The 24,555-nt window shown below is 60.8% G+C and carries 24 protein-coding genes; 11 read left to right on the top strand and 13 right to left on the bottom strand.

Features of this window, described 5'->3' with window-relative positions:
- Positions 1 to 54 precede the first annotated feature (54 nt).
- The 4 genes from FJQ55_RS19825 to FJQ55_RS19810 are packed head-to-tail and all read right to left on the bottom strand — an operon-like array spanning position 55 to position 5,483.
- Positions 55 to 1,725 (bottom strand): urocanate hydratase, encoded by a 1,671-nt coding sequence (locus FJQ55_RS19825; RefSeq protein WP_140831231.1) that lies wholly within the window; start codon positions 1,723 to 1,725, stop codon positions 55 to 57.
- A 23-nt stretch (positions 1,726 to 1,748) separates the two neighbouring features.
- Positions 1,749 to 2,840, bottom strand: a complete 1,092-nt coding sequence (locus FJQ55_RS19820) for a DUF917 domain-containing protein (protein WP_140831229.1) — start codon at positions 2,838 to 2,840, stop codon at positions 1,749 to 1,751.
- The gene (locus FJQ55_RS19815) at positions 2,821 to 4,104 is read right to left on the bottom strand and encodes a Zn-dependent hydrolase (RefSeq protein WP_140831227.1); all 1,284 of its coding nucleotides are present in this window, start codon (positions 4,102 to 4,104) and stop codon (positions 2,821 to 2,823) included. Before FJQ55_RS19815 ends, FJQ55_RS19820 begins: the two co-directional genes overlap by 20 nt.
- Positions 4,101 to 5,483 carry a dihydroorotase gene (locus FJQ55_RS19810; protein ID WP_140831226.1) on the bottom strand — a complete coding sequence of 461 codons (1,383 nt, stop codon included), beginning with the start codon at positions 5,481 to 5,483 and terminating at the stop codon, positions 4,101 to 4,103. Before FJQ55_RS19810 ends, FJQ55_RS19815 begins: the two co-directional genes overlap by 4 nt.
- A gap of 130 nt (positions 5,484 to 5,613) precedes the next feature.
- On the opposite strand from FJQ55_RS19810, the gene FJQ55_RS19805 reads away from it, so the two are divergent.
- Positions 5,614 to 6,795, top strand: coding sequence for a LysR family transcriptional regulator (locus tag FJQ55_RS19805; RefSeq protein WP_140831225.1), 1,182 nt, complete (start codon positions 5,614 to 5,616; stop codon positions 6,793 to 6,795).
- A gap of 5 nt (positions 6,796 to 6,800) precedes the next feature.
- On the opposite strand, the gene sdhD is transcribed toward FJQ55_RS19805, so the two are convergent.
- The 3 genes from sdhD to FJQ55_RS19790 form a co-directional block, all read right to left on the bottom strand.
- Complete coding sequence (gene sdhD, locus FJQ55_RS19800) at positions 6,801 to 7,184, bottom strand: succinate dehydrogenase, hydrophobic membrane anchor protein (protein WP_161597006.1); 384 nt, start codon at positions 7,182 to 7,184, stop codon at positions 6,801 to 6,803.
- 85 nt (positions 7,185 to 7,269) lie between these two features.
- Positions 7,270 to 7,668 (bottom strand): HIRAN domain-containing protein, encoded by a 399-nt coding sequence (locus FJQ55_RS19795; protein ID WP_140831223.1) that lies wholly within the window; start codon positions 7,666 to 7,668, stop codon positions 7,270 to 7,272.
- Between the two features lie 9 nt (positions 7,669 to 7,677).
- The gene (locus FJQ55_RS19790; RefSeq protein WP_140831222.1) at positions 7,678 to 8,502 is read right to left on the bottom strand and encodes a manganese catalase family protein; all 825 of its coding nucleotides are present in this window, start codon (positions 8,500 to 8,502) and stop codon (positions 7,678 to 7,680) included.
- A gap of 317 nt (positions 8,503 to 8,819) precedes the next feature.
- Here FJQ55_RS19790 and FJQ55_RS19785 point away from each other — a divergent pair, with 317 nt between their 5' ends.
- Both FJQ55_RS19785 and FJQ55_RS19780 read left to right on the top strand, forming a co-directional pair.
- Complete coding sequence (locus FJQ55_RS19785; protein ID WP_140831221.1) at positions 8,820 to 9,170, top strand: antitoxin Xre/MbcA/ParS toxin-binding domain-containing protein; 351 nt, start codon at positions 8,820 to 8,822, stop codon at positions 9,168 to 9,170.
- A gap of 1 nt (position 9,171) precedes the next feature.
- The gene (locus FJQ55_RS19780) at positions 9,172 to 9,675 is read left to right on the top strand and encodes an RES family NAD+ phosphorylase (RefSeq protein WP_425467561.1); all 504 of its coding nucleotides are present in this window, start codon (positions 9,172 to 9,174) and stop codon (positions 9,673 to 9,675) included.
- Positions 9,676 to 9,717: 42 nt separating this feature from the next.
- On the opposite strand, the gene FJQ55_RS19775 is transcribed toward FJQ55_RS19780, so the two are convergent.
- Positions 9,718 to 10,851, bottom strand: coding sequence for an RHE_PE00001 family protein (locus FJQ55_RS19775; protein ID WP_140831218.1), 1,134 nt, complete (start codon positions 10,849 to 10,851; stop codon positions 9,718 to 9,720).
- 464 nt (positions 10,852 to 11,315) lie between these two features.
- Positions 11,316 to 12,131, bottom strand: coding sequence for an SDR family oxidoreductase (locus FJQ55_RS19770; RefSeq protein WP_140831216.1), 816 nt, complete (start codon positions 12,129 to 12,131; stop codon positions 11,316 to 11,318).
- A gap of 267 nt (positions 12,132 to 12,398) precedes the next feature.
- Here FJQ55_RS19770 and FJQ55_RS19765 point away from each other — a divergent pair, with 267 nt between their 5' ends.
- Positions 12,399 to 12,659 (top strand): WGR domain-containing protein, encoded by a 261-nt coding sequence (locus FJQ55_RS19765; protein ID WP_140831214.1) that lies wholly within the window; start codon positions 12,399 to 12,401, stop codon positions 12,657 to 12,659.
- Positions 12,660 to 13,090: 431 nt separating this feature from the next.
- Here the strand turns inward: FJQ55_RS19765 and FJQ55_RS19760 are convergent, their stop codons facing one another.
- Positions 13,091 to 15,532 (bottom strand): GcvT family protein, encoded by a 2,442-nt coding sequence (locus FJQ55_RS19760; protein WP_140831212.1) that lies wholly within the window; start codon positions 15,530 to 15,532, stop codon positions 13,091 to 13,093.
- Entirely contained in the window at positions 15,529 to 16,437 is a 909-nt protein-coding gene (locus FJQ55_RS19755; protein WP_140831210.1) for a choline kinase family protein, read from the bottom strand. The genes FJQ55_RS19760 and FJQ55_RS19755 overlap by 4 nt, the downstream gene beginning before the upstream one ends.
- 442 nt (positions 16,438 to 16,879) lie before the next feature.
- On the opposite strand from FJQ55_RS19755, the gene FJQ55_RS19750 reads away from it, so the two are divergent.
- A complete protein-coding gene (locus FJQ55_RS19750; protein WP_140831208.1) occupies positions 16,880 to 17,635 on the top strand; it encodes a DeoR/GlpR family DNA-binding transcription regulator in 756 nt (251 codons plus the stop codon).
- A 71-nt stretch (positions 17,636 to 17,706) separates the two neighbouring features.
- Here the strand turns inward: FJQ55_RS19750 and FJQ55_RS19745 are convergent, their stop codons facing one another.
- Positions 17,707 to 17,895, bottom strand: coding sequence for a hypothetical protein (locus FJQ55_RS19745; RefSeq protein WP_140831206.1), 189 nt, complete (start codon positions 17,893 to 17,895; stop codon positions 17,707 to 17,709).
- Positions 17,896 to 18,238: 343 nt separating this feature from the next.
- On the opposite strand from FJQ55_RS19745, the gene FJQ55_RS19740 reads away from it, so the two are divergent.
- From FJQ55_RS19740 to FJQ55_RS19715, 6 genes are all read left to right on the top strand, one after another.
- Positions 18,239 to 18,427 (top strand): hypothetical protein, encoded by a 189-nt coding sequence (locus tag FJQ55_RS19740; RefSeq protein WP_140831203.1) that lies wholly within the window; start codon positions 18,239 to 18,241, stop codon positions 18,425 to 18,427.
- 92 nt (positions 18,428 to 18,519) lie between these two features.
- Positions 18,520 to 20,118, top strand: a complete 1,599-nt coding sequence (locus tag FJQ55_RS19735) for an ABC transporter substrate-binding protein (protein WP_140831201.1) — start codon at positions 18,520 to 18,522, stop codon at positions 20,116 to 20,118.
- Between the two features lie 173 nt (positions 20,119 to 20,291).
- The gene (locus tag FJQ55_RS19730; RefSeq protein WP_140831199.1) at positions 20,292 to 21,296 is read left to right on the top strand and encodes an ABC transporter permease subunit; all 1,005 of its coding nucleotides are present in this window, start codon (positions 20,292 to 20,294) and stop codon (positions 21,294 to 21,296) included.
- Between the two features lie 14 nt (positions 21,297 to 21,310).
- The gene (locus FJQ55_RS19725) at positions 21,311 to 22,219 is read left to right on the top strand and encodes an ABC transporter permease subunit (RefSeq protein ID WP_140831196.1); all 909 of its coding nucleotides are present in this window, start codon (positions 21,311 to 21,313) and stop codon (positions 22,217 to 22,219) included.
- Between the two features lies 1 nt (position 22,220).
- Entirely contained in the window at positions 22,221 to 23,069 is an 849-nt protein-coding gene (locus FJQ55_RS19720) for an ABC transporter ATP-binding protein (protein WP_140831194.1), read from the top strand.
- Entirely contained in the window at positions 23,066 to 23,923 is an 858-nt protein-coding gene (locus FJQ55_RS19715; protein ID WP_140831192.1) for a dipeptide ABC transporter ATP-binding protein, read from the top strand. Before FJQ55_RS19720 ends, FJQ55_RS19715 begins: the two co-directional genes overlap by 4 nt.
- Before the next feature lie 54 nt (positions 23,924 to 23,977).
- Here the strand turns inward: FJQ55_RS19715 and FJQ55_RS19710 are convergent, their stop codons facing one another.
- Positions 23,978 to 24,451: an Lrp/AsnC family transcriptional regulator gene (locus FJQ55_RS19710; RefSeq protein WP_140831189.1), complete on the bottom strand. Its 474-nt coding sequence runs from the start codon at positions 24,449 to 24,451 to the stop codon at positions 23,978 to 23,980.
- Positions 24,452 to 24,555 lie beyond the last annotated feature (104 nt).

Here is a 24,555-nt window from a genome sequence, read left to right as displayed (position 1 = left end):
GCAGGAAATTCCTTGCAAAATAGCGCTTGGAACGGAAATCTTCGTCCTGCCTCCTCATAAGGTTCCGCCGAGAGGCAGGTAACCTACTCCACCCGCCTCTGCTGCTTCGACGGCCGCCTCGTAACCGGCATCCGCGTAACGAATGATTCCGAGCGAGGTGTCGTTGGTGAGCGCATGCGAAAGGCGTTCTGCCCCCGCTTCGGTTCCGTCCGCGACGATGGTGACGCCGGCGCTGGTCATGTAGCCGGCATAACCGCCGCCTCCGGAATGAATGACGACCAGATCGGCCATGGAGGCGCAGAGCGTCATGGCATTGATCAGTGGCCAGTCGGCGATGGCGTCCGATCCGTCCTTCATGTTTTCGGTCATGATGTTGGGATGGGCCATGGCCCCCGCATCAAGGTGATCACGCGAGAACGCGACGGGGCCTTTCAGTGCGCCCGAGGCGACCAGGTCATTGACGGCGACCGCAAGTCGCGTGCGCTCGCCGTGACCAAGCCAGGCAATGCGCGCGGGCAGGCCCTCGAAGGGCACGTATTGGCGCGCCAGCGAAATCCAGTTGGTGACGATGTGATTGTCAGGGAAAAGCTCCAGGACCAGATCATCAATGCGGGCGATATCGCTTTCTTCGCCCGACAGTGCCATCCAGCGGAAAGGTCCGATCGCCCTGCAGAACAGCGGCCTGAGATAGGCCTCTGTAAAGATCGGGATGTCGAAGGCGTTTGCCACACCACCTTCGCGCGCCTGGGTGCGGATCAGGTTGCCGTTGTCGAAGACTTCCGAACCCTTTTTCTGAAACGCCAGCATGGCGCGAACATGATCGGCGATCGAGGCGCGGCTGGCCGCCATCAGTTGGGCCGGCCCCTCCTCGCGCAGGCGTCGAACCTCTTCGAGGCTCATGCCCTTCGGCACATAGCCATAGACCAGATCATGCGCCGAGGTCTGGTCGGTCACGATGTCGGGTACAATGCCGCGTGCCTCTATTTTCGGATAGATGTCGGCGGCATTGCCGACGAGGCCGACGGAAATGGCCCGCTTTTCGGAAACTGCTTCGTCAATCAGCCGAAGGGCTGCATCGAGATCGGAAGCGACCACATCGAGAAAGCCGATTGCGCGGCGTTTCTCGGCCCGTTCCGCATCAATATCGACGACAAGAATTGCAGCTCCGGCCATACGGCCGGCAAGGGGTTGGGCACCGCCCATGCCGCCCAAGCCCGCCGTCAGGATAAAGCGGCCGGCGAGCGATCCCCCGAAGCGCCGTTCGGCGATCCGCATAAAGATCTCATAGGTGCCCTGGATGACGCCCTGCGAGCCGATATACTGCCAGGCACCGGCGGTCAGTCCACCCCAGCAGATCAGCCCCTTCTTCTCCAGATCGTAAAAGACTTCGGCCTTTGCCCATTGGCCGACGATGTTGCAATTGGCCATGATGACCAATGGCGCCTTGGCATGGGTTCTCAAAAGGCCGACCGGTTTGCCGGACTGGATGATCAGCGTCTGGTCCTCGTCCATCGACAGCAACGTCTCGACGATCTTTGCGTGAGCGGGCCAGTTGCGCGCCGCCTTGCCGAGAGCCGCATAGACGATTAGCCGATCCGGATCTTCGCCGACGGACAGCACGTTTTCGAGGAGCCTTAGAAGCGCCTCCTGCCGCCAGCCCTTTGCTCTAAGGTCTAGACCGCCGGGAATGGGGAAGCCGGGATGGCGCGGATTGGGTTTCGGCATGGGTACACTCCTTCGGCGTTCAGTCAGTCGGCGAGTGCGTAATCGGCAATCCGGATGCCGAGCGCCTTTTCGACGGGCGGATAGACGGCGGGATCTTTCACGCCCGCAGAGAGCGGGATCACGGTCTTCGGCACATGCAGGATGAAGATCGGCATGCCCTCGCGCAACTGCCCCACGCTGAGCGGCTCGCCTTCGGTCGAAAGCGTCGTGATGACATCGGGGAAAGTGGCGAGACGTGTGCCCGCGGCATCGTCGACGGCCATATATTCGTTCATGATGTGAAGCGTCATCGCCGTGTCGTCGGATCCGACAGTGACCGTGCCAACATCGAAGGCTTCCTTCGTATAGACGACGGATTTTCTGGTCACGACCCCTTCCTTGAGAATCGCACCCGACGTCGCCTTGACGATCGCGTCGATGACAGCACTTGCCCCTTTGGCTTCGGCCGCGATAATCGCTTCGCCGAGCGACAGGGCGAGCGAGATGCCGCCAAGCGCTGCGTTTCGCCTGACATAGGAAGCGCGCAAGGGGTTGCGGCACGAGGCGATGAAACCGCCGGACTGGTCGGCAGCAGTGCGCAGGATCGGCGAAACCTTGGCAGTGGCACCGCGCACGACCAGCTCAATATAGCGGTTTTCCGACCGGTTGCCGCCGACTGCCGTCTGGATCATCTGCTCAGGCGATCCCGCCATGCCGATTGCGCCCATATCGCCGGTCGGATGGGCGCGGATGTCGCCGACGGCATCTACCACCTTGGTGCCAAGGATTGCTGATGGTAGCCAGCCGTTTAGTGTCGAGGACTTGCCATTCTGGCCGACGATCAGGCCGGAGACCTGCTCGCCCAGCGCCTCCTGCAACAGTTGCACCGCCTTGACATAGTCCACTCCTTGCATTTCCCAGGGAGTGGTCGAGGCTGGGGCGCCGATCGCGGCGGCTGTTGCGACCCAGTCGTCATCGCCAAGCTCTTCGATCGAGACCAGTTCCGGCCTGCCGATACTGACCGCGGCATAGCCGAGCATGCGACCGTGATCGGCCCAGCCGCCGCCGCCCGCAGCATAGACGGAACCGCCCTTGACAGCAGCCTCGACATCTTTCTCAGTCAGTATGCGTCCCATGATCGGTCTCCTTGATTGTGGTGGCGAGCTGGTCATCCAGTCGGCACACGGCGTCCCGCAGAACGGCCGCGCCAAGCGTGAGGTCGGCATTTTCCGCCCATTCCTCCGGTGTATGACTGCGCCCTCCCGCGCAGGCGATGAAAATCATCCCGGCCTTGCTGATCCTAGCCATGAAGGCGGCGTCGTGGCCTGCACCAGACGCCATGCGGCGATGGCTTGCACCCGTCGCCTGGCATCCTGCCTCAAGGGCCTCAATCACCTCTCCATGCATGGGCGTGGCAGGATTGTCGGAAATTACCTTTGGTGCGGCAATGGTAACACCCGTCTCCTGGCCTACGACTTCGACGGCTTGGCCAAGCAGTGTGCGGAATTGGTCCAGATCCCGGCGATGTTCTGCCCTCACGTCGAGAAGCATGCGAACCCTCGACGGCACGACATTGGCGGCGTTCGGTTCCATCTCGAATTCGCCGACGGTCGCAGCAAAGTGGCCGGCCGTTGCGGCAAGCTCCTGACCCAGATGGTGGATCGCAATCACCAGGCGGGCTGCGGCTGTCAGTGCGTCCAAGCGTCGTGTCATCGGCGTCGTGCCGGCATGATCGGCACGACCTGTAACTATGATCTCGATCCGTGTGATGCCGGCAATGGCGGTCACCACGCCGATGTCGAGATGGTCCGCTTCGAGTACCGGGCCCTGTTCGATATGCAGTTCCAGGAAGGCGCGGATATCGTTTCGGGCGCCTGAGGCGTGTGGACTGCCGCCTACCATCCCAAGACCTTCTTCAAGCGTGAGGTCTCCCGCCCGTCGCTCCAGCCATTCGGGCGGTCGCATATTAGCCATGCCCCGGCTGCCGATGCAGGAAACACCGAAGATCGAGACCTCCTCGGCGAGGAAATCGACGATCTCCAAATCGTGGTTGAGGGTAATGCCCTGGTCGGCAAGGCTTCGCGCCACCTCAAGCGCTGCAATCACGCCGGCAATGCCGTCGAAGCGTCCGCCTTCCGGCACGGTATCGGAGTGGGATCCGAGCATCAGCACGCCGCGACCAGACCCGTTTCCGGGGCGCCGGCCAATCAGATTACCGTTCTCATCGATGCGGGTTTCGAGGCCGGCGCTTTTGAAGCGCTTTTCCAGATAGGCACGCCCTTCGAGGAAAAGCGGCGTGAAGGCCCGCCTGGTATAGGGCCGGCCCGGTTCCGTGATCGCGGCAAGTGCGTCGATGTCGGCTGCGATGCGCTCGGCATCGACAAGAAGATTTCGCCTCATTCGGATAGCCCCTGAAGAGCAAGCCTTGCCTGGGGGCGCATGAATTGTCCGGTGCCGGGTTCGGCCAGAACCTGGCTTCCGTCGAAGGCAAGCTGGCCGCGCAAGTACGTGGCCGCCACCCGGTAAGGCAGCGTCATGCCATTGTAGGGCGACCAGCCGACGACGTTGTGGCCGCTCGCAGATGCGTCATAGACATGGTTGCTCGGGGTCATCACGGCGATATCGGCATGTTTGCCCGCTTCGAGTGCACCCTTGATGTGATTGAGACGGAAATGCCGGGCGGGGTTGTGCGCCATCAGCCGGGCGGCCCAGGTGAGTGGAATGCCGCGGTCCAGCGCGCCCTTGACGAAGAGCGGCAGCATGACCTCAAGGCCCGGTACGCCCGAGGAATTGGCGAGCATGTCCGGGTTGGTCTTGCGCTGCTCCGACCAACTGACATGGTCGGTTGAGACAAGGGTGACATTGCCGGCCGCGACATGGCGCCAGAGTTTTTCGACTTCAGCGCGCGCCCGGATCGGCGGATTGATCTTGGCCTTGCCGCCAAGCCGCCGCACGTCATTTTCCTCGTCGAGAACGAGATAATGGATGCAGGCCTCGACGGTTGCCGCATGGCCTTGCGCGCGATAGCCGGCGGCGATCTCGTAGCCTCGACCGAGCGAGCAGTGCACGACATGCGCAGGACAGCCGGTTGCGACGCCCGTCTCATAGATCTGGTGCATGGCGAGGAGTTCGGTGAGGGGCGGACGCGACAAGCCGTGGGCGCGGTAATCGGTGATGCCAGCAGCCTTCACCGCCTCGATAGCGGCTCGCACGAACTCGTCATCCTCATTGTGAACGCCTGCCGTCAAACCCGTGGGGGCGATCGTTGCAAAACAGGCTTGCAGCAGGGCCGCCGGGATGCGGGGGAAGCGTTTCGGATCGGTCCCGAATGTGGAGAATTTAAACGCTGCGACACCGGCTTCGACCTGTTCGAGGATCCGCGCCGGCCCCTCTTCGGGGTCTATGGTGCCGTAAAGCGCAAAATCAACCCGAGCCTGGGACGAAGCATGGGCCACCTTTCGCTTCACGGCCGCAGCCGAGCAGATCAGATCCCCCTCGTCATAGGGCATGTCGACGATCGTGGTTACACCCCCTGCTGCCGCAGACCGCGTGGACCAGATGAAATCTTCCTGGTCCTTCTGACTGAGAGAATGGACCTGCGCATCGATCGCGCCTGGCAGAATCAGTGCATCGCCGAGATCATGCCGCTCGCGACCCGCAGGGGCTGTTCCGACGCCAATTTCTGCGATGAACTCGTCGCGTACCGCGATGTAGCCGGCCGGCACGATGCGCTCCGGGAGAACAAGGGTTCCCTTGAGAACCAGATCAAAGTCCGTCATGACCTTCTCCCTTGCTACCGCCCTGCGTGTCGTGAGGGATGAAAGTGTATTGTTTTATCGTCGGAGCGGGATATCCCATATGTTGAACAGGGGATGCGGATAGCCGTGTCCCAGTCTTCTGAGGGCCTGAATGGATACATTCACGCTGATCGCCGGCCACACGGTTTTGACGACAGGCGGACTGCGTCAGGCTGCGCGTGCGCTAGGACGTCCCGTTGCCAGCGTATCTGTCGCTCTTTCCCGTCTGGAAAAGGCGCTCGCCACGCCTTTGATCATCAAGGCGCCCTCGCGAAGTGCTCCCACACTCGAGGCGCAGCGCCTGCGATCGGAACTTGAGCAAGCAGCCGACATCTGTCTGAGAGTGCATGGCCTCTTTGCGCCTGCCGGACCGGGCTCCAAACCGGCCAACACCATAAGCCTTCTCGCTTTGCGGCGGTTTTGCGAGGTCGTGCGGTCCGGCAGCATCCGGCGAGCGGCACAAAGTCTGCAGACGGGCCAGCCGCAACTGTCGCGGCAGATCGCGGGTCTCGAAGCAATGGTCGGCCAGCCCCTCCTCGAGCGCAGCGGCCGTGGCACGCAGCCAACATCGGCCGGTCGTGCACTCATGGTGCTCGCCGAAATGTTGGAGACCACTTGGCAGAGCATGACCGGACAGGCCGACAACGCGTTTCGCCGTACCATCTCGACCTTCCGACTCGGCACCATCATCCCGCTCGGACATGAGAGTGAGACGGCGCGCCAACTCGCGGCCCTTGCCGCCCGCTGGCTATCGGAGCGGCCGAAGACGCCGCTCTTTATCTCCAGCACAACGGCCGAGGATCTGCTCGCCGGACTGCAGACCGGGCAGTTCGACCTTGCCTTGCTCGACACCGACCTCGTGCCCGCGCATCTGGAGCAAAAGGTCGTCGCAAGCCTTCGGCTCGCAGTCGTCGGGCATCCGGCCTTGATGAGCGACAGTGCGCAAAGTCTGCGGAGCCTGTTGCAACGACTGCCAATTGCCGTGCCGAGCAAGCGCAGTGGGCTGCGTCAGCGCTTCTCCGATCTTTTAGAAGGGCTGATGACGGAGCCCGAGCGGGAGGCGATGACGCTGGTGGAGATCGATTCTCTGCCGATCCTGGTCAACCTCGTTCTTCAACACGGCTTTCTCGCCGTGCTACCGGAGGCGTCCTTCGCCGACGTCGAGGAACCGCTATCGGCGATCGCCTTGGACCCGGCCTATGACCTGAAGCTCACCCTCGCCTGGCCGCCGACCTTTTCCGGGCGGCGCCTGGCCGAGATGGTGATGAAGACACTTTGGACGGAAGTGCGATGATCGGGTTACGGCGTCCCGAGGCCGAGCGCCAGCTTCAACAGCGCGAACAGGGTTGCGGCTCCGAGAACCATGCAGAAGGCCGAATTGAGAAAGAGCAGCGCGTGTTTGCTCACGCCGTGATGCACATAGTCCTCGATAATGGTCTTCATCCCGAGTTGCATGTGCAGGATGCTGACGGCGATGAAAATGCCGATGGGGATCGACACGAGAGGTGAAGCAAGAGCGGCGCGAATTTCGCCTAGCGGACGGCCGAAGAGCCAGAGGGCAAGTCCGACCACATAGGGGGTCAGGATCAACAGGGCCACGGCCCGAAGCTTGTCCTTGATGAAATCTTCCGTGCCGGTCTTCGATGATCCTAGTCCCAGGACCCGTCCCAATGCCGTGCGCATGCGCTTCTCCTCGTCGCGATGTGTCGTGGTGCTATATGGGTGGTACCAGGGCACCATGCTGGCACCCTGACACCGTGGATATCGTTCAAGCATGCGCGGGCAAGATGAAATATACGTCCACTGCCAACGGCTGACCTTGCCTGGGATGGTCCCCGACGAGCGCAAAAGCCGAACCCCCTTCATCCATCATGGTTGCCAGCATTGCCGACGAAGCGGGCGGCAGGAACCCGATCGCGGCACCGCTTTCACTCACCACTTCGACACTTTCCGGGTCAAAGCGCCGGTCTGGCCGACGGCGCAGCGAAAGTCTGTGGCCAGGAGCGAGATCAGGGATCTCGGCAAACTGCTCCCTGTTGGTAACGTATGATGGTCCCAGCCGCAGGGGGCTTGGACCTTTGTTTTTTTCGGCGGCCAGCCCCATTGTGCCAGCCGCACCGGCGGCCATCGCGCCGCCGGTTGCCATGACGAAAGCTCTTCGGTTCATCTGAGCCTCCTAGAGCTGTTCGGCTTGGGCGCCGCTACTGGGCTTGGCTCGACCGAGATTGGGTTTTTCGCCCATCGGCTTCATCGCACGAGAGGTGAAGGTATCATTGCCATCGATCGATTGGCCCTCCGACCAACGGCCCTGAACGGGCTCACTGCCATCGTTCTGGAAACCCAGGAAGGCGTAGCTGAACTCGCGGTTTTCCTCTTCCTGCGGGAAGCTGTTGGGGATCGGGAATACATCCTGCGCTCCGCCAAGCTCTTCCAGAGCGGCCAACCACTGGTTCTGGTGCATGGTGTCGCGGGCAATCAGGTAGGACAACATCTCCTTCATGCCGGGGTCATTGGTCATGTTGTAAAGCCGCACGGCAAGGACGCGACCGGTTGACTCAGCCGCCACGTTAGCGGTCATGTCCGCCGCAATGTTGCCGCTGGCATATATGTGGGACATGTCGAAGGGCACACCGTCAGAATCAACCGGCATGGCCGAGAGACCTGCAGACAGAAGGTTCTTCAGGTTGATGCCGCCGAGCACGGCACCGCCCACAGGGTCGGCAGCCGCTTCTTCGCGAAGCTTCAAAGGTGCGCCTTCCAGATTGAGGGCAACCGCCGTCGCCAGCATCTCGATATGCCCGAGCTCTTCAGCGGCGGTGTTCATGAGGAGGTCACGGAATTTCGGATTGCCGCGTGCACCGCAAGCCTGGAAGAAGTATTGCATGGCCACGCGGATTTCGCCTTCGACACCGCCGATGGCCTGCTGCAGGGCGCGGGCAAAGAGGGGGTCGGGGCGTTCGACACGAACGGGAAACTGGAGAATGTTATCGGTATAAAACATCAGGCTGCTCCTTGGTTGGGTGCCTCTGGAAGCGCCGCAGACCTGCTGTCTTCAAAAAATCGACTGCAGTTTCATGTCCGGACCTCCTGCCATGCTCTCGGCTGGGCATGGCTTCGAACAAGGCGTGTCCCGGATGGTTCCGGGAAAAACGAGTAGCATCCTAAAAGCGCCCGGCTTTTCGCGACCCTACCCTCCCCTGATCCCGGTGCAGCCTCGACGCCTCTTCTGCCCCTCGTCCTGTCATCGGAACTTGTATGACACTTGAACTGACGCTATATTGCGTCAGAATGTCCGTATTAGGATCGGGAGCCGAAGACGTGGGACTTGCGCAATATGCTGACCAGGGACTGTTTTCGCCGCGCAAAATCGCGGAGGTCCTGCGCACGACGAGCGAGGAGATCGCCCGAACCGCCGGGCTCGGCAAGGACGCTATCCAGCGCAAGGATCGGATCCGCTCGGACAAGACCCAGCGCCGCCTGCGGGAAATGACGGAAATCGTCAACAAGTTGGAACCGCGCTTCGGCTCGGCTCTCGTCGCCTATGCTTGGTATCGCTCGGAACCCCTTCCGGGATTTTCCGGCATGACGGCGATGCAACTCGTTCGGGACGGGCGCGCCGAAGAGGTTCTCGATTACATCGACGCGGTCGACGCCGGCGTGCACGCCTGACATGGCGATCCGATTTCAGGGGGCGCTCTATAGGGCGCTGAACCCGATCTATGCCCGATCGCCCATGTCAGGGCGTGGTGCGGAACTTTATGGCGGCCGCTTCAATCGAAAGGGCACACAGGCACTCTACACTTCCCTTTCGGTAATGACGGCGCTGCGCGAGGCAAACCAGGCCGGAAGTCTGCAACCCACAACGCTGGTGTCGTATGACGCAGACATAGAGCGTGTGTTCGACTGCCGGGATGAAGCGGCGCTAAAGGTTGAAGGGATGGACGCTTCGGCTCTCGCGGATCCCGCCTGGCGCGATCAGATGCACAGTATAGGCGAGGCCGCCACTCAGGCCTTTTCACGGCGCTTGGCTGCGGCAGGTTTTCACGGACTGTTGGTAAGGAGCTTTGCGCCAGGAGCGACGGCAACTGATCTCAACCTGGTGCTTTGGACATGGAGTGAGGTCCCGCCGGCCCGGCTGACGCTGATCGACGACGAAAAGCGCCTCTCGCTCTGAGCGCCGCGAGGCTTCCTGGCGACAAGGTGCCTGTGAGCCCGCTCACATGATGCCCCAGGCGCGAAACCGTCCCCGCCCTGTCACCTCTCGCAGACCAAGTTCCGTCACGATCCGCCGAGCCGCCTGGGGTGTGACGCCGAGGGCCTCGGCAATCATGCCGCCCGATATGATTGGTTGTGCAATGACGAGATCGATGAGGTCTGGAAGCCTGGACGAAGCGCGGCGACCCGAAAGTTTGCGCTCCATCATCTGGCGGGCGAGTGCGAGCCGGTCGTGCTCCTTCAACCCAATGTCCGCGCCAGCCTGAAAGGCCTGCAGGACAGCGAGGAGGCGAATATCTCGATGGCCATGGCGGCGGCGATCGACGGGTATCGTCTTCAGGCCGACATTGATGGCGGCGAGGTGGGCCGATGTCGTCACACCCGCTCGGCGAAGCAGCGAGGCTGCCAGCAGCCGCCCCAGCCAAGGAGCATGTTGCAGGACGGCAATATCGTTCCAGGCATCAAGAGCAATCACCGCCTGGAGCAGCGCCGGCAGATCTTCAATCTGACGCAGAACGCCGCGCCATTCGTCGAGCCGGGCATCTTCATCCCAGTCCTGGTCGTAGAGAAGCGGGTCCTTGTCGGGCGATGTTACGCCTTTCACCGTAGTTGCATTTTCAATCGTTGCGCTCGACCGGGCGAGCAATGTGTCCATTGCGGCCAGCTCGGCCGCAAGCGTATCGGTCTGATCTGCGACTGTGGGACGCCCCCACTCTTCATCTCTCGCGATGTCTGTCGGGTCTCGCCTTGCGGCGCTGCTCTTTGTTTCCGGTGCCATACTGCCCTGCCCCCGCAACGCGCGCAGCCCCTCAGGCTGCAATGCCCAATCGGCTGGCTGGCCAGCAATCCTTCTGCGGCATTTGAGAACGTCGCGGGCGATGGTCAGTTCGTGACTGGGCGCCCGTACATCGTGGCCGGTGGAATGGAGAACGAGATCTTCGAGATGTACCAGCTCCCCGTCGATCCACAGGGATGCACAGGCATCGGCAAAATGCATTCGCGCGATCCAGCCATCACTGACAGGTGATCGCGATACCCGCTCATCGAGGCGCGCCAGTGCAGCCCCGGTCTCCACAAGGGGGCGCAATAGGCGTTGCAATGGCAATTTCGCCAGATCGTAAGACATTGAATTGATGGTAAACGAATCATTAAACGAAAGCTAGCAAGGCTTTAAGGTTCGCTACCGGGTGTTCAACCTGCGGTGCCGCATAAGGGCGTGTTGTGATTTGCGCGGTCCGGACCCGCTTGCAGGAGATGCTTCGATTGTATCGCGGAGGAGTAGTCTAAGAAAGTACTTCCTTCAGTCGGACGGTGTCCTTTTCATACGATCCACAGCTTGGTGCTCCGTCTAACCGGCAGGGCCTCTGCTCCTTCTCTGCAAGCGCTTTCTGGGCGCAGGTGGACCGGACCCATACCTGCCTCCGCCCTCGTTGCGTGTCCATGGTGAGGCAGGGCTATAGGCAGGTTAGATCCTTGTTTTCTTCACGACCCCGGCTCAACCCTGCTTGTGAGGAGGAGAGGAGGCGAACGGCATTGCCGGGTCTTGGCCCCTCTCCCCAGACGTAAAAAAGGCCAAGGCGCTTTTCAAGCCCGCGCCGTTCAGAGCGCCATCGCGGCCCTGGGATGCGGACTGTCTTCATAGGCTCCCCAGATCGATTGATCAAAGTTGATAGTGGCGCCGGTCATCAGGCCGGATTCGTTCGACGAAAGATAGGCGCAGGCGCGCGCCACTTCGGCCGGATCCACAAGTCGCCCGAAGGGCTGGCGGGCGGCAGCCTTTTCCAGCCAGTCGGAGTCTGCGCCATGATGCACCCGCTGGATGCGGTCCTCGCCGTCGCTCGCCATCCAGCCGATGTTGAGGGCATTGACCCGAATGCGGTTCTTGAGGAGCGCAAAGGCGGTGTTACGGGTGAGGGTGTCGACCGCACCCTTGGACGCGCAATAGGCTGCAATAAACGGTTGGCCTGCCATGGCAGACATGGAGGAGATGTTGACGATCGTGCCCTCGGTTTCTGTCTCGATCATCAGCCGGATCGTGTCCTGCATCAGGAAAAATGGTGCGCGGGTATTGATGGCAAACATCCGGTCGAACAAGTCGGGGTCAGTGTCCAAAATGGTGCCACGGTCCGTGATGGCGGCAACATTTACCAAGGCGTCGATCCGTCCGAACCGCGTCTTTGCCGCAGCGATCACCCGGCGACAATCTGATACCTGCTCCAGATCGGCTGACACAAATTCGACCGGGCATCCGTAGCGTGCGCCAATGTCTCTTGCCCTCCCCTGCCCCTTTTCGACACTGCGTCCGCAGATTACCAATCCCGCCGCACCGCGTTCCGCGAAGAGCCGCGCAACTTCGGCACCAAGCCCCTGCGTGCCGCCGGTCACGACTGCAATCTTACCATCCATTCTTCCCATGATGCTCCTCGTGTTCTGCCTTGTGTCGCCGGATGAGTTTCTCAAGCGTCCTCGCCTGGCAGGATGCGGCGACATGATCTCCGTCTTTGTCGAGGAAGCAAGCCCCTTTCGGCTCGAGCGCCCCTGCCTTTGAGCTGTTGACAGCTGTCAACAGCTGCCAGCGAGAGCTGATCGACGAAAGAAGTCATCACTATTTTGAATCGGAGAAGGCCAATCGATTCCAATTAGTCGTTGGACCGCCGGATCGTGGCGGCCGAGAATCGTTTCATGACAGTGAGAACATTTGATGCGATCCACCTGCACCGTATCGACCCCGCGAAGAATATGGCCCGCTTCTATCTCGTGACGATCGAGGAGACCCTGTTTGGCGAGACCATCGTGAGGCGCCATTGGGGGCGCATTGGCACCCATGGCCAAAGCCGAACGCAGTTGGTCGAGCGGGTGGAAGATGCCCCGGTCATGGCCGCCCGGCTATGTCATGTTAAGCGTCGGCGCGGCTACCGGGATACAGACGCGAACCTTTTGTAGGCGCGGAGGGCGGATTGGTTTTCTCGGCGGCGGGTCTCCGCACCGCGAATGGTCTCGCGATCCGAGGGCCTGCCTTCAGCCATCTGCTCCCTTGATGTTGACAGCTGTCAACACCAGTGCCGAACCGGTAGCCAACCTTCCCCTGCTGCGAGCCACAGAGTTCCAACACGGCAGTGGCCAACGCGGAAAGGTGTGATCGGGCATAGACGGTGTCAGCTGCCAATCGGCTTTTCATTCGCGGACGCTGCCGCTCGACAGCGTCACGGGGAGGGCGCCTTGTCGGTCTCGAAGGATCGAGATTGAGGACGCCAGCCGGCGCCCTCGTGGCTATTCTTGGACCAGACAGGACGTGACCCGGCAGCGCGAATGGCACTGCCGCCGATGATCGGGAGAAATGGGGGACGCCCTGCTCCCAAAGTGCTGGCTATATCTCATGCCTTGATCCGCGCCATGGACGGGTCGAGCATCGGTCCGAAATGAAGGCTGGCTGGCGTCTTTTCCGCCGCTACCACAAGCTCATATGTCCCGTTCTTCAGATAGTCGTCGCCGACGCCTTCCGCGTTGCGGACATAACCGTAGCCGATGTTTTTCCCGAGCGTGTATCCATAACCGCCGCTGGTTAGGTAGCCGACTGGCTCGCCGTCTCGAAGGATGGTCTCTCGGCCGGCCAAGACGATCGAGGGATCATCGACAGTGAATCCCATCAGGCGCTTTTTCAGGGGTTGGCCGACCGCATTTTCGAGCGCCCGCCGCCCAAGGAAATCTGTGTCCTTCCTGAGTTTGACCGCCCACCCGAGACCTGCTTCGATCGGCGTATCATTGGGGGTGATATCGGAGCTCCAGGCACGGTAGCCTTTTTCAAGCCGGAGCGATTCCAGTGCGCGGTAGCCGATCGGGCGAATGTCATGGGCGTAGCCTGCCGCCATCAGCACGTCATAGACCTCGGCAAGAGCGGAAATAGGGACGTGCAACTCCCAGCCCAGTTCGCCCACATAAGTAACGCGCAACGCCCGCACAGTGACACTGCCGATGGTGATCTCGCGCACGTGGCCAAAAGGGAATCCGGCGTTCGAGACATCGGCGGGGGTGATAGCTTCAAGGACTGCGCGCGCCTTGGGGCCCATCAGCGAAAGCGTTCCCCATTCTTCGGTAATATCGGAGAGGGTGCAGTCGAGGCCCTCGGGGATGTGGTCTCTTATCCAGCCGAAATCATGGGTGCGAAAGCCGGTACCGGTGACGATGTAAAACCGGTCATCCGCTATGCGGGCAACAGTTACATCGGCTTCGATCCCGCCCCGTGTGTTGAGGAGCTGTGTATAGGTGAGGACACCGACGGGTTTCGAGACTTCGTTGGCGCAGATCCAGTCCAGTGCCTTCAGGGCATCCGGACCCCTCAATTCAAATTTCGCGAAGGACGACTGGTCGAAGACGCCGACCGCCTCGCGCACATGCCGATGTTCGTCACCAACCGGTTTGAACCAGTTCTGCCGTCCCATGGAATAAATGTCCTTCGGCTCGATGCCTGGCCTCGCAAACCAGTTGGGGCGCTCCCAGCCCAGTTTGGAGCCGAAGACGGCGCCGGAGGTTTTGAGGCGGTCGTAAAGCGGTGAGATGAGGCGAGGGCGGCCGCTTTCATATTCTTCGTGCGGAAAGGCAATGGTATAATGTTTGCCATAGGCCTCGAGCGTTCGATCGCAGACCCACTGGCGGTCACGGTGCATGTCAGCGAAACGACGGATATCAACAACCCAGAGGTCAAGTGGAGCCTCGCCTTCAACCACCCATTGCGCCAGCACCCAGCCCGCGCCACCACCCGAGGCGATGCCGAAGGCATTGAAGCCGGCGCCTACGAACATGTTCCTGCATTCCGGCGCCACACCAAGAATGAAATTGCCATCCGGCGTGAAGCTCTCAGGGCCGTTAATCATCTGCTTGACGCCAACTTTCTCAAGAGCCGGAACGCGTTCAATGGCCTGGATCATATGCTGTTCGAAATGGTCGAAGTCGTCGTCGAACAGGCGGAAGCCCCAATCGTTGGGCAGGTCCCCGGTGAGCCAGGGCTGCGGATTGGGCTCGTATCCGCCCATGACGAGTCCGCCCACCTCTTCCTTGTAATAGGTACGCCGGTCGGGATCCCGGATGGTCGGAGCATCGGTTGAAAGCCCGTCGATCCTTTCGGTGATGATGTACTGGTGTTTGACCGGCTGCAGCGGCACATTGATGCCGGCCATATCACCAACCTGGCGCGCCCACTGTCCGGCGCAGTTGACCACCTTCTCGCAGACGACATCGCCTTGGTCCGTCTTCACCGACGTGATTCGACCGTCCTTCATCTCGAAGCCCGTGACCCGTACATTTTCGACGATCTTCGCGCCGTGCATACGCGCGCCCTTGGCGAGCGATTGGGTAATGTCGGAGGGACTCGCCTGCCCGTCCGTTGGCAGCCAGCTTGCGCCGACAAGATCGTCGACATTCATCAGAGGCCACATCCGCTTCACCTCTTCAGGGGAGACCAGATGCATCTCCATGCCGAAACTGCCCGCCGTGGTGGCGAGGCGCTTGAACTCGGTCCAGCGATCCGGGTTGGTGGCAAGTCGCAGGCAGCCGGTCATTTTCCAGCCGGTTGCCAGTCCGGTTTCTGCTTCCAGCCCCTTGTAGAGCTCAACCGAATATTTCAACACGCGCGTGATCGAGGCCGAAGAGCGGAGCTGACCAACAAGCCCCGCCGCGTGCCAGGTGGAGCCCGATGTGAGAGTGCCCTGCTCAAGGAGCAGGACGTCTGCCTTGTGGTCTTTCGCCAGGTGATAAGCGGTGGAGCAACCGATAATGCCACCGCCGATAACGACGATCTGGGCGTGTGAAGGCAGGGTCATGACTCATGTTTCCCGTAGACTGAGTTGTAGTGGTCGAGCGCCTCTTGCAGGCGCAAGAGATTTTCGGCGGTGTAGCCGACATAGTCGGCGCCCGGTGCATTGAGGTAGAGTTCAGACGTCATGCTCCACATGGCTTCGCGCAGGAGAGAGGCGCACTGCATGGCGGCGAGGGAGCGGCGGATATCGGGCGAGGGCGAGTCGCCGAAATAGGCTACGAGAAACTCCTCCGACTGCTCGGGTGTCAGGCCGGCATTGGATGTTGCACCGGCAAGATCGAACATCGCCGTCGAAAACCCTGCATATTCGAAATCGATCAGCCAGAGCTTCTCGCCATCATCGAGAATGTTGGAGGGAAGCAGGTCGTTATGAGCAAAGACGATCGGAAGCGAGGTCTGTGCCGCTTCCAGCTGCTCGGCAATCTCCATGTAGCGCGCAAGTTCGGGAATCATCCGGCTGCCCCCGGCCTCAAGCGTGCGGGCATAATCACGCACCACGTGGAAGGGCCAGAACATGAAGCCAGCGCCCGTGACGTGACGCGGCATCTCCTTGTGGAAGCGCCTGAGCAGTCGTGCGATCCGTTCGCGCTCCGCCACAACATCTGAAGCGGCGAACGTCCTCGCGTTGAGGAAGCTCGACACCATGATCCCCGGCTCGGCATATTCCACTTTCGGTGCAAAGCCCGCCTCGTGCGCGGCACGCGCCGTCATCAGTTCGCGAGACCGGTCCACCTGATGGAAGGGATAGTCGGTGCCGAACCGCACGACATGGCGGCCGGATGCATCGGCGACCAGGAAGCTTTCGTTGCTGAGCCCCCCCTTCAGTACCGAGATCTCGATGGGACCATTCCAGCAGGGGAGGGCTGCGATGCGATCTTCGCATTTGGGGGTCGTGGGAAAGTGGGTCACGCCATCGGCTCCGCTACGCGCGCCGCACCCGCTGATTTGAACCGGTCGCGATGATGGCGTTGAAGGGGGCTGGGCGGTTTAGTCATGAGGCGCCAGCTTGGTTGTATCTGAGGTCAGCTGCGCCGAATGAGGCGCAGCAAAGAGGCAGGCGGTGATCAGACATGCGGAGGCAACTGTCCCTGGCCTGCAGTCGAGCTGAAGCATTCGAGTTCTCCCAGTAGAGCCCGTTGAAAATCCACAGAACAGGCAAGGCACCCGGTCGTCGTTCCCCGTACTTTTCGTATCTGATGACGAGCGTGTGTAGGTCTTCAGTCTCGGGCCAAGCTAGCGGATTTGTCAATCTCGCTTTGTGGTTTTTTGTGATTTCATGACCGATTGTGTGGTATTCGAGGAGAAACTGGGGCATGACGAACCGGGGCGATTGCCGGACAGAGGGAAGATAATGCCCACTTCAAAGAGACAGCGAGAGATCCTGCGGGTGCTGGAGCACGAAGGAACAGTTGCCCTTTCAGTTCTTGCGCGCAAGCTTAACGTGTCGCTCGAGACCATCAGGCGCGACATCAAGCTGCTGGCCGGCAGTGGCAACCTTGTGAAGACCCATGGCGCGATCAGCCTTGCCTCAACGGTCGCGGAGGCGCCATTCGAGCGCCGGATGCGGGAAAACAGCGAGGCGAAGCGGCGTATTGCGGCGATCGTTGCCGCGACGATACGCGACGGCGACTCGATTATGATGGATACAGGCACCACGACAAGCTTTCTGGCACGGGAACTGACCGGTCATCGCCGGCTGACCGTCGTGACCAACTCGTCCGACATCGCCCGCACTCTGGCGACCCTGAACGACAACAGGGTCTATATGGCAGGCGGTGAATTGCGCAGCGACAACGGGGCTGCCTTCGGCACGACCGCCATTGATTTCATCAGCCGCTTTTCCGTGACCCATGCAATCATTTCCACCGGCGCCGTCGATGCGGAGGGCATGATGGATTATGATCTTGAAGAGGCGGAATTTGCCCGTACGGTTTTGACTCGCGGGCGGCGGAGGCTGGTGGTGACCGACCACTCGAAGTTCGGGCGCCAGGGCTTGGTGCGCGTCTGTGGGTTCGAAGCGGTGGATGAAGTCGTAACCGACAGAGAGCCGCCTCTGGAGATCGGCGAACAAATCAAGTCGGCCGGCAGCAGTTTGGTCGTTGCATAGATGGACTTGAGCCGTCGATATCATCCGAAACGCCTGCGCGACGTGACAATATGAAGTTCTGCAGCTCTCGTTTACTGATTGCCCGGCAATGCCGCCGGATTTGCGGGTCCGGCGGGTTGTTCATTCCGGCCTTCCTTGTTCGATACTGAGGGGTTCGGTGCTGTCTCGAAACGGGTTGAGACAAAATAGAAGGCGCCGACGCCAACCACGACCACTATCAGCGCGCCGATAATGGCGGACAGTTCTTTCTTTCTGGTCATGCGGTCTCCTTCGGTTGTAAGCGCTAGCGCCGCCGCAGTCTGAACTGCGTGATATGATGAAAAGCGCATCAATGGCGCATCATCCCAACCGACGGTCGACCAACCGGTTCCCGGCCACGATGCGCCAGAGCGAACTACCTTGGTGATGGCCAGAGCTGGAACAGGATACGGTAAACTGGCAGACAACCAGGGGGGCGGAGAAGTTATCACGATCTGCCGGGACCGTGATTGCCGGTCGGCCTTTCTCATTGCGACGCTCGCATGGGAAAAGCGGCCTAAATGGCGCAGCTATGGGGCGCATGCGATTTGACGGCTTTTTGAAATTAAGGGGCGTGAGCGCCGAATGATCGTGCGTATCGCAGACATTTTGCCGAAATCTGGACCAGATTGCAGTGCAAATGCGGCAGAATTTCTCTTTACAACATTTCTCAAGCCGATAAGACACTTCATTAGTGATCTGATGGACGGGGATGGCGGTTGTCATTTTGCGACTTTCCCAGCCTTGCGATCAATCGCCGGCTCTGGTCCTTGACCAGAGCGAAAAAACACGGGCGCGATCCACGTGCCGCGGAACCAAAAGAACCGGCGAGGCGGGTCTCCGTCTTCGCCTTTGGGAGACTGCTGATGAAAACCAAATTTGCCTTTGCTGCCGCAGCCCTGCTTGCGGCCACTTTCCTCTCGGGCGCTGCCAGCGCCAAGACCTTCGTCTATTGCTCGGAAGGTTCGCCTGAGGGATTCGATCCGGGCATGTACACCGCCGGCACGACCTTCGACGCTTCTGCTCACCCGGTCTACAGCCGCCTGATGGAGTTCAAGCCTGGCACGACGGAAGCTGAAGCCGGCCTCGCCGAGAGCTACGAAGTCAATGCCGACGGTACGGAATACACCTTCAAGCTGCGTCCCGGCGTCAAGTTCCACACCACGGAATTCTTCACGCCGTCGCGTGACCTCAATGCCGACGACGTCATCTTCTCGCTGGAACGCCAGATTAAGGCTGACCATCCGTGGAACCAGTATGTTGCTGGCACCTCCTGGGAATATGCCGCCGGCATGGGTTTCCCCGAACTGATCAAGTCGATCGAGAAGGTCGATGACCTGACCGTGAAGTTCGTCCTGAACCGTCCGGAAGCGCCGTTCATCGCCAACCTCGCCATGCCCTTCGCCTCGATCCTGTCGAAGGAATATGCCGACAAGCTCGAAGCTGAAGGCAAGAAGGAACAGCTGAACCAGATGCCGGTCGGCACGGGTCCGTTCATCTTCGTCGGCTACCAGCAGGACGCCGTCATCCGCTACAAGAAGAACGCCGACTACTGGGGCGGTGCCCCGAAAATCGACGATCTGGTCTTCGCCATCACCACCGATGCTGCCGTTCGTTATCAGAAGCTGAAGGCTGGCGAATGCCACCTGATGCCGTTCCCGAACGCTGCCGACGTTGAAGCCATGAAGTCGGACCCGTCGCTTACCGTGATGGAACAGGAAGGCCTCAACGTCGCCTACCTCGCCTACAACACGACCCAGGCACCGTTCGACAAGCCGGAAGTGCGCAAGGCGCTGAACAAGGCGATCAACAAGGCTGCCATCGTTGACGCCGTCTTCCAGGGCATGGCAACGCCGGCCAAGAACCCGATCCCGCCGACCATGTGGTCTTACAACGAAGCCACGCAGGACGACGCCTACGACCTCGACGCTGCCAAGAAGGAACTCGAAGCAGCCGGCGTCAAGGATCTCTCGATGAAGATCTGGGCGATGCCGGTTTCGCGTCCCTACATGCTGAACGCCCGTCGTGCGGCTGAAATCATGCAGGACGACTTCGCCAAGATCGGTGTGAAGGTCGAGATCGTTTCCTACGAGTGGGCCGAGTATCTCGACCGTTCGAAGGCCAAGGATCGTGATGGCGCCGTCATGCTCGGCTGGACCGGTGACAACGGCGACCCGGATAACTTCCTCGACACCCTGCTCGGCTGCGAAGCCGTGGGCGGCAACAACCGCGCTCAGTGGTGCAACGAAGAGTTTAACGCGCTGGTGAAAAAGGCCAAGGTCACGTCTGACCAGGCCGAGCGCACGAAGCTCTACGAGGAAGCTCAGACCGTCTTCAAGCGCGAGGCGCCTTGGGCTACCATCGACCACTCGCTCTCGGTTGTTCCGATGCGCAAGGAAGTCTCCGGCTTCGTCCAGAGCCCGCTCGGTGACTTCACCTTCGAAAACGTCGACATCGCCGAGTAATCGGATCGAACAATCTTTCGCCGCGGGCCGTTGCGTCCGCGGCGATTGTCGTTGAAGCTGCCGCCAGTGCGGCCGCGCATCGGTTAGAGATCCGTCGTGGCCTTGCGAGCAGACCCCGGATTGCCCTGGGCACCGGGACTTAGACCTTCACAAAAAAAACAACAGGTCCATCCATGTTTGGCTTTCTCCTGCGCCGGCTTGCCGTCCTGATCCCGACCTTCGTCGGCGTCTCGATCATTGCCTTCGCCTTCATCCGGTTGCTGCCGGGCGACCCCGTTGCGCTTCTCTCCGGCGAACGGGTCATGTCGCCGGAGCGTCACGCGGAAATCAGCGCGCATCTTGGCCTCGACCGGCCGATCGTGGTCCAGTATTTCGATTATCTGGGCGGCGTTCTGACCGGTGACTTCGGGACGTCCATCGTCTCGAAGAGCCCCATCATCGACCAGTTCTTCGCGCTCTTCCCCGCGACTGTGGAGTTGTCCTTCTGCGCCATCCTGATTGCCGTGGCGATCGGCGTTCCCGCCGGGATCATTGCTGCCATCAAGCGTGGCTCTGCCTTCGACCAGACGATGATGGGAATTGCCCTTGTCGGCTACTCGATGCCGATCTTCTGGTGGGGTCTGCTCTTGATCATCCTCTTTTCCGGCATCCTGCAATGGACGCCGGTTTCGGGACGCATTTCGCTGATGTTCTTCTTCCCGCAGGTGACCGGCTTCATGCTGATCGATAGCCTGCTGTCTGGTGAGAAGGGGGCGTTTGCCTCTGCCGTCAGCCATCTTATCCTGCCGTCGATCGTGCTCGCCACCATTCCGCTTGCCGTCATCGCGCGCCAGACGCGATCTGCCATGCTGGAGGTGCTTTCGGAGGACTATATCCGCACGGCGCGTGCCAAGGGCCTGTCGCCTTTCCGCGTGGTCAGCCTGCATGCACTGCGCAACGCCATGATCCCGGTCATCACCACGATCGGCCTGCAGATCGGCGTCATGCTCGCCGGTGCCATCCTGACCGAGACGATCTTCTCCTGGCCGGGCATCGGCAAGTGGATGGTCGACAGCGTGTTCCGCCGTGACTATCCGGTCATCCAGGGAGGCCTGCTCCTGATCGCCGGCATCATCATGGTCGTGAACCTGATCGTCGACCTGCTCTACGGCCTGATCAACCCGCGCATCCGCCACTAGAAGGATAAAATCCCATGGCAGAGACAACATCCAGCCAGCCGGTTTCGAGCGCTCAGATGCGCCGCCAGATGCTGGCCGAGTTCTGGTTCTATTTCTCCGAAAACCGCGGCGCCGTCATCGGCCTTGTGGTGTTCGTCGCCCTCGTGTTCATCGCCGTGTTTGCCGGCGTCATCGCACCTCATTCGCCCTTCGAGCAGTATCGCGACGTGGTGCTCCTGCCGCCGGCCTGGCTGGAAGGCGGCAACTGGAGCTACCCGCTCGGCACCGATCCCGTCGGCCGCGACATCCTTTCGCGCCTGATTTACGGTTCGCAATATTCGTTGTTCATCGGTGTCTTTGTGACGACGCTGTCGTTGACGACGGGCATCGCGATCGGTGTCATCGCCGGCTACTACGGGGGTTGGCTCGATACGGCCATCATGCGCCTGATGGACATCATCCTGGCTTTCCCCTCGCTTTTGCTTGCGCTGGTTCTCGTGGCCATCCTCGGCCCAGGCCTGACCAATGGCATGATCGCAATTGCGCTGACGCTGCAGCCGCATTTCGTGCGCCTGACACGTGCTGCCGTCATGTCGGAGAAGTCACGGGACTACGTCACGGCAGCGCGGCTTGCGGGGGCAGGGCCCCTTCGCCTGATGTTCAAGACGATCCTGCCGAACTGCATGGCGCCGCTGATCGTCCAGGCGACGCTTTCCTTCTCCAATGCGATCCTGGATGCTGCGGCACTTGGCTTCCTTGGAATGGGTGCCCAGCCGCCGGCGCCCGAATGGGGCACCATGCTCGCCGAAGCACGCGAATTCATCTTGCGCGCCTGGTGGGTTGTCACCTTTCCGGGTCTCGCAATCCTCATCACCGTTCTTGCCATCAACCTGATGGGCGACGGTCTGCGCGACGCGCTTGACCCCAAGCTGAAGAGGTCCTGACATGGCGCTTCTCGATATCCAGAATTTGACCGTCGAATTTCAGACGTCGACCGGCTGGTTCAAGGCGGTCGACGGGATCTCGCTGTCGATCGAACCGGGTGAAGTGCTCGCCATCGTCGGCGAGAGCGGTTCGGGCAAATCCGTGGCCATGCTCGCCGTCATGGGGCTCTTGCCCTGGACGGCGAAGATCACCGCCGACCACATGCTCTTCCAGGGGCGCGACATCAGCAAGATTTCGGCCGGCGAGCGGCGCAAGCTGATCGGCAAAGATGTGGCGATGATCTTCCAGGAGCCGGTGGCGAGCCTCAATCCCTGCTTCACCGTCGGTTTCCAGATCGAGGAAGTACTTAAGCTGCATCTAGGTCTCGGCAAGGCTGAGCGCCGGGCGCGCGCGATTGAGTTGTTCAAGTTGGTCGGCTTGCCCGATCCGGCCGAGCGGCTCAATCACTTCCCGCATCAGATGTCGGGCGGTCAGTGCCAGCGTGTGATGATTGCGATCGCGATCGCCTGCAATCCAAAGCTCCTGATCGCGGACGAGCCGACGACTGCGCTCGACGTCACGATCCAGAAGCAGATCCTCGACCTTCTGATGAAGCTCCAGGCCGAGACCGGCATGGGGCTCATCATGATCACGCATGACATGGGTGTCGTGGCAGAAACTGCCGACCGCGTCATCGTGCAATACAAGGGCCGTAAGATGGAGGAGGCAGACGTGCTCTCGCTCTTCGAGAACCCGAAGAACCCCTATACCCGCGCGCTCCTTTCGGCACTGCCGGAGAACGCCACCGGTGACCGGTTGACCACCGTCTCCGACTTCCTGGCTGCCGCTGAAACAGGAGGGGCCGCATGAGCACCGCCACACAGACCCCCATGCTCGAGATCCGCAACATCAAGCGTGACTACAGCGTGCCGCAGGGCCTCTTCAAGCAGGACAAGATCGTCCATGCCGTGAAGGGCGTCTCCTTCAAGCTCGACAAGGGCAAGACGCTCGCCATCGTCGGTGAGAGCGGTTGCGGCAAGTCCACGCTCGCGCGCATCCTGACCTTCATCGACGAGCCGACCGCCGGCGAACTCCTGATCGATGGTCAGAAAGTCGACACCCGTCCTGGCCATCTGACAGCCGATATGCGCCAGAAGGTGCAGATCGTCTTCCAGAACCCCTATGGGTCGCTCAATCCGCGCCAGAAGATCGGTGACGTGCTCGGTGAACCGCTGCTGATCAACACCAAGATGAGCGATGCCGAGCGCCGCGAGCGGGCGACCGAGATGCTGATCAAGGTCGGTCTCGGTCCTGAGCACTACAACCGCTACCCGCACATGTTCTCTGGCGGCCAGCGCCAGCGCATCGCGATCGCACGCGCCCTGATGCTTAATCCGAAGCTGCTGGTGCTCGATGAGCCGGTCTCGGCTCTCGACCTCTCGGTCCAGGCCCAGGTCCTGAACCTGCTCGCCGACCTGCAGGAGGAATTCGGCCTGACCTATGTTTTCATCAGCCATGACCTCTCGGTGGTGCGCTACATCGCCGACGAGGTGATGGTGATGTATTACGGCGAGGCGGTCGAATACGGCACGCGCGATGCGGTGTTCTCTGATCCGCAGCATGCCTATACGCGCACGCTGTTTGCAGCGACGCCGAAGGCGGACGTCGAATCGATCCGGGCGCGCATGGCAAAGCGCGGCAAAATCGCGGCTGTTGCCGGCTGACGCCGAGCGACCAAGAAGAGTGCAGGGGAGGGGCGCCGCTGGCGCCCTTTCTCATTACGGCAGATAGCCGTAGGAGATCTTCGGGCTGTCGAAAACCATGGTGGAGCGGATCGTCTTGATTTCTGCCAGGCGATCGAACTCCTGCCAGATCAAGCGCTTAAAATCGGCCATATCGCGGACCGAGATCTTCAGGAGAAAGTCGAAATCTCCGGCGACAGCATGGATTTCGACGACTTCTGCCAATTTGCCGACATGATCGAGGAAGCGCTCCCCGACCTGCGGCGTCGTGCGGTCGAGCGTGATCTCGACATAGGCTTGCAGACCGAGGCCAACCCGGGCCGGGTTGATGACGACTGCCTGACGGATCACGCCAGCCGTGTAAAGGCGGGCCAGCCGCCGTGAAAGAGGGGCGGCAGTCAATCCGACCCCCTCTGCAAGTTCGGCATTGCTCAAGTCTGCGTCTTGCAGCAGGCAGGCGATGATCTTGCGATCAATCCTGTCAAGGTGAAGAGGCTCGGCTTCGGTCATTTCATCTCTATCCCCGAATATGCGCAATAAGCTATCGCATATTCTGACATTGGAGCAATAAACTAGAAGTAGGTCGATCTCGCTTCGGTAAATGCGCAGAGACT

Source organism: Rhizobium glycinendophyticum (assembly GCF_006443685.1).
Lineage (GTDB): Bacteria > Pseudomonadota > Alphaproteobacteria > Rhizobiales > Rhizobiaceae > Allorhizobium > Allorhizobium glycinendophyticum.
The sequence above is the reverse complement of the archived record's forward strand: the minus strand, read 5'-3'. Positions and strand labels throughout refer to the sequence as shown.